This window comes from Candidatus Nanobsidianus stetteri (assembly GCF_003086415.1).
GTDB lineage: Archaea > Nanobdellota > Nanobdellia > Nanobdellales > Nanobdellaceae > Nanobdella > Nanobdella stetteri_A.
In genome coordinates this window covers 19,266-27,945 of the sequence record NZ_QEFP02000019.1, presented here as the reverse complement: position 1 = coordinate 27,945, position 8,680 = coordinate 19,266, and the positions used below count along the sequence as shown (strand labels likewise).

Genomic DNA, 8,680 nt, shown 5'->3' with positions numbered 1-8,680 from the left:
AGGGGTTTTCTGCTGGTGCATCACAAGAACATCTACATATTCAAATATTAATTGAAAAAGAGCCAACAAATTATTTTAGAATTTATCTAGATAAATCCAACAAATATTTTGATAAATATAAAAAATTCTTTATAGAAGATTATTTTAATTTTGAAAAACAATTAAACGAGAGAATAATATTAGATAATATACTCAAATTATGGTCATCATTTGCTCCATTTAGGAATAATGAATTAATTGGATATGTTGATACATTTGGTATATTTTTCTTATCTCAGAATAAATTTGAAGAATTTATTAAAAATCTATATAATATTTTGGTTACATATGAAAAATTGTATGAGAACTTTAATTTAGTTATATTTGATACAACATTATTAAGAGAATCAAGATCATATCCAATTATTAGAATAGCTCAAAGACCTTTATTTGATATTGGTTATATGGAAATTTTACATTTAGAATATGTTGTTTCATCAATACCCGAAGAAACTGCAAAGGAATTTAAGGAAAATTTAGAAAAAATTTAGTGAAATTTTTGATAATTAATAAACCTTAAAAAATATATAATAACTTGAATATAGTAAATCCATTATATCATTATTCCTATCTTTTTTCACCCTCCTTCATAAACCACCAAAATAAATCTATAATAATTTGGGTATGATAGTTCAATTTTATCACCGTCTGTATCTTCTTTATCTTCTTTTAAAGCAGTGAACATGAAAACTGGTGGATTTGGAAATTTAAACCTATCATTAATAAACTGTCTAACAATAATACTTCTTTCAATTTCTTCAAATATTATTTCATCGTCTGGCACTTTTCTTTCAAAGTATATTGATATTTTATTATACTTCTTTGATGAATCTAAATGTGAGTCTACAACTTTATTATGTATATCAATAGCTAGATTTTCTATGTCCCTTATATTTTTCACTCCCCGCATATTTCCCATTAACTTTTCTATACTAGAATTAAAAAATTTAATATAGTAATTATCTTTTAGATAATAATAACTACTAATATATATATTTTCAAAACATGAAGTACAAATCTCTTGACTCTCATATCTTTCTATTTCCGATGGTTTAACACCAAAGCTCGTTGCAATATACCCTTTATCTCTTAAATATATCGATGTCCATAAATATTTTCCCCAATCACCTAAAGCAAACGAATATTCAGCTATTTCACTAACCAGTTCCAGAAGCATCTCATCTAATGTCTGGGATTGAATTCTTTTATCTCTCATAAATGATAACTATTATAAAAATACTTATAAATTTTTATAATATCTAAAAATTCATAATTACATAAAAACTCTTTTTTATTATGTCAATATTACTTCATAGAACATATAGGATTTTTATATTAGATGACAATGATTTAATAGATTATGAAAGAGTTAAAAATAATATAAAATTTTTTGAAAAATGGATAAAGGATCTTAAAAAGATTTAAATAGACAATATAAAATAATTTTTGATAGGTTAGAATCTCTTAAAGAACTTAGAGGAGAAATAGAAAAATTAAAAGGAGAAATAAAAATTGGAAATTTATCAATCCCATTATTTTCCGATAGAGTAAATAAAAGTATAAGGATTATATTTTCCATAGTTAATAATACAAATATAATTATCGTTTGGGGGATAAGTTACCATGAAGAAGCTTATAGAGATATACTAAGACGTGCTGAAAGTTTTATAAAAAATCATAAAGAATTAATATTAAATTTCTTAGGAATAAAAACAATATATAGATAAAAAACTATGGATATAGCCAGGCACCTCTCAATCTTGGGAATGGTTGTGTATCTCTAATGTGATCTAATTTACATACCCATCTTAAGAATCTTTCAATACCCAATCCCATTCCTGAATGTGGAACAGATCCATATTTTCTTAAATCTTCATACCATTCATATGCACTAATTTCTTCATTTCCAACTTTAACTTTAAATTTATCTAATCCCCATTCTTCAATTTTCTTATGTAGTATATCATACCTCCATTCCCTCTCAGATCCTCCAATTATTTCTCCATATCCTTCTGGAGCAAGTAAGTCAAAGTTCTTTACAGTTCCATCTCCAACTTCATACATATAGAATGCTTTTACTTCTCTTGGATAATATGTAACAAATACTGGTACATCAAATTGTTCTGTTAATAATCTTTCTTCATCAGCTCCAAAATCATCTCCATATTTTATATTGACACCTAGATCTTGCAATTTCTTTATTGCATCTTTATATGTAATAATTTTCCATGGTTTTTCAACAAATTGTTTTAATTCACTTATATCTCTTCCAGTAACACTTTTTAATTCCTCAAATTCAGATTTTCTTTCCTCAATTGTTTTTTCGATTGAATATTTTACTGATTCTTCCATAACCTTAATAATATCCTCCATATGATACCATGCAGCCTCAATTTCAAAATGCCAATATTCATGTAAATGTCTTTTTGTTCTAGATAATTCTGCTCTAAATGATGGAGTTAATGAATAAACTTTTTCTAATGAGAATATTAATGCTTCCAAATATAGTTGAGCAGATTGAGATAAATATGCCTTATCCTCAAAATATTTTACTTCAAACAATGTTGTAGTATTTTCTGCAGCGTTTCCGACTAATATTGCTGGTGTTACTTCATACCATCCATCCTTTATAAACCATTCTCTAAGATTTACAATTAAACTATGCTTTATTTTCAATACATCTGTAAACCACCTAGTTCTTATCCATAGATGTCTATACTTTTGTATTGTATCTACATCCTCATCTCCCTTTAATGGGAATGGTTTTCCATAATCATATACTTTTATTTCCTTTACTTCTATTTCATATCCACCAGGTGCCCTTTCATCCTTTCTTAATATTCCCTTTACTTCTAAAGAACCTTCAATTTGGAACTTTGTTGCATCTTCCCATGTTTTTTGATCAACACTCTCTTTTTTTACAACTGCTTGTATTATTCCTGTAGAATCTCTTATTACAAAGAAAACTTTATCCTTCATATCCCTCATTCTATAAACCCACCCCTTTATACTAACCTCCTTACCTAAAAAATCGTCTTTCAAAATATCTTTTATAAATACTGTCTTCATCATAAATTCACTCATTCCGACCTTCCATAAATGTAGGTATTTAAAAATATGTTTATAAATTTTAAAGAATGAAGGCTGTAAAGGTAATTATATATGGAAAGGTCCAGGGTGTTGGATTTAGGAATTTTGTATTTTTACATGCTAAAAAATTAAATATTAAAGGATATGTAAAAAACAATCCTGATGGAACTGTAGAAGCTGTTTTTGAAGGAGATGAAGATAATATAAATAAGATGATTGAATTATGTAAAAGAGGGCCTGAAAGAGCTAGAGTTGATAAAATTGATATAAAAGATATAGAAATTAATAATTATCAAGATTTTAGAATAATAAGATAAACCTTATATAATACTAAAATTTTTATATAATTATGGAAAAGAATATGGAAAAGAAAGAAGATGAAAATGTTTCACCAGAGGAAGAGGAAATATATGAAAAAATTAAAAGTATATATGAGAAAATTGTTGAAAATTTAAACAAAACTTATCAATTAAAGATAGAAGATAATAAAGATATTGAGAAATTTCATAAAGAATATACAAATATGTTTGAATATGAAAATAATTTATATAATTATTTAAATGAACTTGTCAGAAATATTAACAATTATGATAAAAAATATTATAAAAAATTAAATAAATATAAAAAAGCATATGAAAAAAGCTTAAAAAATACTCTATCTATATTTAAAAAAATAATTAACAAAAGAATGAAAATAAAAAAACATATAGAAAAAACAATAAAATTAATGAAAGAATTAGAAAAATATAGGGGACCGTAGTCTAGTGGCTATGATGCCGCCCTGACTAGGCGGAGGTCCGGGGTTCAAATCCCCGCGGTCCCATTTATAATTTTTATCTATAAAAACGTGTTTTATGAAAGATAATTTGTTAGATGAAAAATATTTAGAAAATTATTTGAATAAATTTGGTGTAACATTTCAAATTATTAAATATGAAAAACCTGTTATCTCTTCAAAAGATGTTGAACAACAGGTTAATGAAATTATTGCAAAGAGTATTCTATTAATTTGTGATAATAAACCATTACTATGTTTTTTATTGGGAAAAGATATGATTGATTTAAATAAAATAAAGAAATATTTTAATTGTAATGATGTAAGATTAGCTAAGGCAAAAGAGGTAAAAGAAATTACTGGATATGATATTGGTGGAGTACCTCCAATTGGTTTAAAACAAAAAATAAGAACAATTGTTGATAAAAGTATAATTGATCTAAATGATGATCAAATAATATATTGTGGAGGTGGATCTCATTATCATTTATTAAGAATTTCAAAAAAAGATTTACTTAAGGTTATGGAATATGAAGTATATGATATTAAGGTTTAATTTTCTTAAAAACAGCCTTTAATGGTAAAACGCCCTTTTCATATTCTATTTCTGCAATTTTTACTGGATTATATCTTATTCTTTCTAGATCTTCTTTAGATAATTTTACCATCATTGGAGCTCCCATTGCAATTTGTATCGCCCTCGCACCAATTAATCTGGCTAAAGCAAATCTAGAAATATCATTCATTGTATTTTCTTTAATAAATAATCTTTAAACTTTTCCGCTTCTGATAATAAATTATTAAATTCTTCTAATGATATTGGACCTGATTTTCTTGTTTGTAATGCATTTATTTTATCAGATAGTCCAATATGTATAATCATATCTGCAGCTTCTTCTTCATATTTATTTGGATCTACGATAAATTTATCATCAATTTTTGCAAACGAAACCATTACCGGAATATTTCTATTTAATGGTAATTTTTTATTTGTTTTATTTTTTGGATTTACCTTATATTCACCATTTTCTTTAATTAATTCTGGAAAATATGTATTCATTAATGCACATACAGATGCTAAAGTTGATGCATCAATTATATTTCCATCATTATTTAATACATATATATCTAATAATACAGACCAAACATATTTACCTGGTTCTATTACCAATTCTTTATCATTGATAAATCTAGATTCCCTTAATATTCTATCTACAACCCTTGAATATTCTATAGATTCTTCTGAAGGTCCTAGATCAACATTAATATCAGAAACTGGAGATAAATTTACTGTTGTTACTAAAATACCTGAATCTTCATTATCTTGAAATGGTTCTGCTATTTCTAATTTTACTCCGGCCAAAACTTTTGTTTTTCCAAGTTCTAAATAGCAAGATCCTTCTGCATTCTTTATATAATTTTTTATTATTTTTATATCTCTATATTCTAATAGACTCCTTTTATCAATTCTATAATTTTCTTTTATAATTTTTCTAATATAATCTGTAATATTCTCCTCAAAATCAATATCCATTTATAAATGATTTATGGGATAATATTTATAAAAGTGATAACCAATATGCAAAAATTACTAATCCTATTGATATGATTAATATTATAAGATCTTTAGCAGCTTCTTTTATGTCTTCATCCATAAATAAAATATAAAATTTTGAAAAATAAAAAGTTTAAGAAAAAGCTTTTACTGAATTTGTGTTGCTTGTGGATATCCGTTTACTGTTTGTTGGTCATTTACTTCTACTACTGTTGCATTATTGAATATATTTGAATCTACTCCATTTACTAAGTAGTTTGCGAATAATTGTGTTGCTTGTGTTGTATCATTTCCGTACCATCCGAATATTACTAATGTGTTTGGATATAGTGTTGATGTCATTATTAATGCCATACCTGGTCCGAAGTTTATTCCTAATTGTTGTAATACTGGTTGTAATTCTGAACCATATACATATCCACTTTGATTATTTGCATATGCTTGTAATTGTTGTCCTAATGTTGCATTCATATCTGATACATATTGTATTACTGCATTTGCTGCTAATAGGTTTACTGCTGGACCTCCTACAACTATTAAATTACTCATTGATGGTGTTACTTGTGAATCTAATATTACCTTTCCAATTAATGCTGTTGGTTGTGAATATGATGTTGTTGATGATACGCCTGTTACTCCTGTTATTGTTAATTGTGTTCCTGGTATTGTTTGTCCTACTCCTACATTAACAACTTCTGTTTGTGCTTGTGAACCAACTGGAGCTAGTGCTAATGGATATTGAACTGGTGCTAATGGTACATATAGTGATAATGATTGTGAATTTGTACTTGATACATATTGTGCATATGTTCCTGCTGCATCTAAGTAATATGTTGTTGTAGTTGCTCCGGATGATACTGATCCTGATGCAAAGTTCAATGAAGATGTTAAATTAACTATACCTGCACTTGCTGATAATGTTAGATTTATTGAATCGCCAGAAATTGTATATCCTGGATATGCTTCTAATATTGATACATTTGTTGAATTTGTATCTAAACCAGATAATACTATTACTGGCGTTGATTGAGGACTTGGACCTTTTGCTGTCAATACCAAATTACTTGGATAATATGAACCTGTAGATTCTAATACTATAAATGGTGTGCTCGCACTAGGATTGATTACTACTGGATTCAATGATACACCATTATCAACTACAAGTGGATTTCCTTGTGTTATTGTAAATGTTTGTCCAGATATTACATCTTGCAATACTGCTTGAGGTACACCATTAGCACCTGTTGTTATTGATTGTACTTGGAATATTTCAGATGTGTTTGTAGTTGGATTATATACTTCAAAGTATTGACCTGATGTAAGTACTAATGCTACAGTGGAGCCACTTTGTAAATATTTGACCTCACCCATATAATATGGAAGAGATAATGGCTCTGTAAATTCTGAAAATGAATTGTTTAAGAAGTAATAACCTGGAGTAGTAACATTGAATATTAATTCTGTATTATTATAATATACACTTACATTAATTCCCATTAGTTCTGATATTTCTGTTAATAGTACTGGCGACGAACCTATATTATAGACATTACCACTAACTAAGCTTACTAAAGTTACAGTATTTGAACTAACATTAGCTATGAAATAAGGTAAATCAATATTTATTACTTCTCCTGCTTGTGGATTAGATAACGTAGCAGAAGTAATATTTCCATTATTTGGCATTATGAAATTATAATAGAATGGATATTTACCTATATATCCTTGTTGGAATGCTTGTAAAGTGTTAGTAGTTTGATTATTAAATATTGATAAAGTATATGTTTTTCCTGATAATGCATCTGGATATGATATTGTAAATTGTGTTACACTATTAGAAGATGTTAAAGATGCTTGTAATTGTATTAAGTCTGAATTACTTGCTGGTATTTGTACTTGTGGGAATGTTATTTGATAATTAAATAATGGTAGTGTGTATGATTGCCCATTTACAATACCATAATATCCTGAAGTTCCAATTTCTGGTAATTGTGGGAATGTGAATGTTATACTTTGTATTAAATATTGACCATTTGATGTAGTATATTGCATTTGAACTTGTACATTATTTAGAACTTGGTTTGTTGATGTTAATACATTTGCAGGTGTTGATGATATAGGTAATTGATAACCAGAAGTACCTAATACTAATTCAACTGCACCTTGTTGAGTTGTTGTAACTACACTTGATAATGGACCATATACATTTACTACAAGTATATTTACACCATCAATATAATATTGTGCTCCTACTTGAACTGTTATAGTTTGTCCGTTAACATTTAATATTGCTGCTGGTACACCCGTAGATGTTGTAGAACCTGAAGAATATTGAGCAGCAACACCTTGTAATGTAATATTTACTCCATTAAATGTTACAGATTGATTTACATTTAATGTTACAACCTCTGCTGCTGGAACAAAGTTTATATAATTACCATTTGAAGATGGAACTAAATAGTATGTTGTATTAAATACTTGTACTGCTTGTGGTGATTGTGATAATTGTGTTAAGTTTAATGATGGAGAGAATGTTATTGTTAATGCTATTGGTGATGCAGTTGGTGTACTAGAAGCTAATGCTACTACAGGTGCAGATTGACCTGGAGATGGTTGTACATATTGTAATGAGAATGAACCTTGTGGATATACATATGCATTATATTGATATGTTGTTTGCTGTCCATTGTAATTTGTTGTAAATGAACCTGATCCTACTTGAATTGTTTGTACTACTGAATTTAATGCACTACCTAAGTACAATGGTTCTGATGGATAATAGAATGGATATGAATTTTGTATTACTGGAACTGTTCCTTGTATTTGTACCTGTAAGTTAGATGTATTTAAGGTAGAAGTTGTTGGTACAGATGTAAATGTTTCTAAAGCTGCGATTATATTTGAAGCCCCAACAACATCTGCTGCTTTGGCATTTGCTCCTACTACTACTGTCCATGATGCTGGTTGTGATTTCATAGATTGAGCTAGTTGACCTATTGTTGGTGCTCCTTGAGAATATGCAGCTACTCCCAATACTCCTAATGCTCCCAAAACTGCCAAGGTCTTACCTCTCATCATAAAATATCTATATGGATTTCTTCCTTTATATCCTTTTTCCATGATTTATTTAATTATGATAGAATTTAAAAAGTTTTCGATTTTTGATTAAAATTAATTATAACCAATAAGTAACTACTCTATTATTAAATTAAAATATCAAA

Annotated in this window: 9 protein-coding genes, 1 tRNA gene and 1 pseudogene; 6 read left to right on the top strand and 5 right to left on the bottom strand. The window is 27.6% G+C overall.

The features are described from left to right. Window positions 1-530 (top strand): annotated as a pseudogene (locus DDW03_RS02690) (hypothetical protein); the annotation flags it as partial. A gap of 86 nt (window positions 531-616) precedes the next feature. Here the strand turns inward: DDW03_RS02690 and DDW03_RS02685 are convergent. Next, entirely contained in the window at window positions 617-1,255 is a 639-nt protein-coding gene (locus tag DDW03_RS02685) for a hypothetical protein (protein ID WP_228615521.1), read from the bottom strand. An 80-nt stretch (window positions 1,256-1,335) separates the two neighbouring features. Between DDW03_RS02685 and DDW03_RS02775 the strand changes: the two genes are divergently transcribed. After that, entirely contained in the window at window positions 1,336-1,464 is a 129-nt protein-coding gene (locus DDW03_RS02775) for a hypothetical protein (protein WP_269140743.1), read from the top strand. A gap of 306 nt (window positions 1,465-1,770) precedes the next feature. Here the strand turns inward: DDW03_RS02775 and asnS are convergent, their stop codons facing one another. Continuing rightward, window positions 1,771-3,111 (bottom strand): asparagine--tRNA ligase, encoded by a 1,341-nt coding sequence (gene asnS, locus DDW03_RS02680; RefSeq protein ID WP_420887681.1) that lies wholly within the window; start codon window positions 3,109-3,111, stop codon window positions 1,771-1,773. A 65-nt stretch (window positions 3,112-3,176) separates the two neighbouring features. Here asnS and DDW03_RS02675 point away from each other — a divergent pair, with 65 nt between their 5' ends. The 4 genes from DDW03_RS02675 (at window position 3,177) to DDW03_RS02660 (ending at window position 4,460) form a co-directional block, all read left to right on the top strand. Continuing rightward, a complete protein-coding gene (locus DDW03_RS02675; protein ID WP_228615519.1) occupies window positions 3,177-3,446 on the top strand; it encodes an acylphosphatase in 270 nt (89 codons plus the stop codon). A gap of 32 nt (window positions 3,447-3,478) precedes the next feature. Then, the gene (locus DDW03_RS02670; protein ID WP_228615518.1) at window positions 3,479-3,889 is read left to right on the top strand and encodes a hypothetical protein; all 411 of its coding nucleotides are present in this window, start codon (window positions 3,479-3,481) and stop codon (window positions 3,887-3,889) included. Continuing rightward, window positions 3,880-3,952, top strand: a tRNA-Val gene (locus DDW03_RS02665). The genes DDW03_RS02670 and DDW03_RS02665 overlap by 10 nt, the downstream gene beginning before the upstream one ends. A gap of 31 nt (window positions 3,953-3,983) precedes the next feature. After that, entirely contained in the window at window positions 3,984-4,460 is a 477-nt protein-coding gene (locus DDW03_RS02660; RefSeq protein WP_228615517.1) for an aminoacyl-tRNA deacylase, read from the top strand. Here DDW03_RS02660 and DDW03_RS02655 read toward each other — a convergent pair. The 3 genes from DDW03_RS02655 to DDW03_RS02645 all read right to left on the bottom strand — a co-directional run bounded on the left by DDW03_RS02655 (window position 4,450) and on the right by DDW03_RS02645 (window position 8,579). Further along, entirely contained in the window at window positions 4,450-4,650 is a 201-nt protein-coding gene (locus DDW03_RS02655; RefSeq protein ID WP_228615516.1) for a DNA-directed RNA polymerase subunit K, read from the bottom strand. The two genes, DDW03_RS02660 and DDW03_RS02655, sit on opposite strands and share 11 nt — an antisense overlap. Further along, a complete protein-coding gene (locus DDW03_RS02650; protein WP_228615515.1) occupies window positions 4,647-5,438 on the bottom strand; it encodes an exosome complex protein Rrp42 in 792 nt (263 codons plus the stop codon). The genes DDW03_RS02655 and DDW03_RS02650 overlap by 4 nt, the downstream gene beginning before the upstream one ends. A gap of 168 nt (window positions 5,439-5,606) precedes the next feature. Then, entirely contained in the window at window positions 5,607-8,579 is a 2,973-nt protein-coding gene (locus DDW03_RS02645) for a hypothetical protein (RefSeq protein ID WP_228615514.1), read from the bottom strand. Window positions 8,580-8,680 lie beyond the last annotated feature (101 nt).

Excerpts from the sequence above, each read along its gene's own strand:
- DDW03_RS02685 (WP_228615521.1), bottom strand. The coding sequence starts at position 1,255 with ATGAGAGATAAAAGAATTCAATCCCAGACATTAGATGAGATGCTTCTG.
- DDW03_RS02775 (WP_269140743.1), top strand. The coding sequence starts at position 1,336 with ATGTCAATATTACTTCATAGAACATATAGGATTTTTATATTAGATGAC.
- asnS (WP_420887681.1), bottom strand. The coding sequence starts at position 3,111 with ATGATGAAGACAGTATTTATAAAAGATATTTTGAAAGACGATTTTTTA.
- DDW03_RS02675 (WP_228615519.1), top strand. The coding sequence starts at position 3,177 with ATGAAGGCTGTAAAGGTAATTATATATGGAAAGGTCCAGGGTGTTGGA.
- DDW03_RS02670 (WP_228615518.1), top strand. The coding sequence starts at position 3,479 with ATGGAAAAGAATATGGAAAAGAAAGAAGATGAAAATGTTTCACCAGAG.
- DDW03_RS02660 (WP_228615517.1), top strand. The coding sequence starts at position 3,984 with ATGAAAGATAATTTGTTAGATGAAAAATATTTAGAAAATTATTTGAAT.
- DDW03_RS02655 (WP_228615516.1), bottom strand. The coding sequence starts at position 4,650 with ATGAATGATATTTCTAGATTTGCTTTAGCCAGATTAATTGGTGCGAGG.
- DDW03_RS02650 (WP_228615515.1), bottom strand. The coding sequence starts at position 5,438 with ATGGATATTGATTTTGAGGAGAATATTACAGATTATATTAGAAAAATT.
- DDW03_RS02645 (WP_228615514.1), bottom strand. The coding sequence starts at position 8,579 with ATGGAAAAAGGATATAAAGGAAGAAATCCATATAGATATTTTATGATG.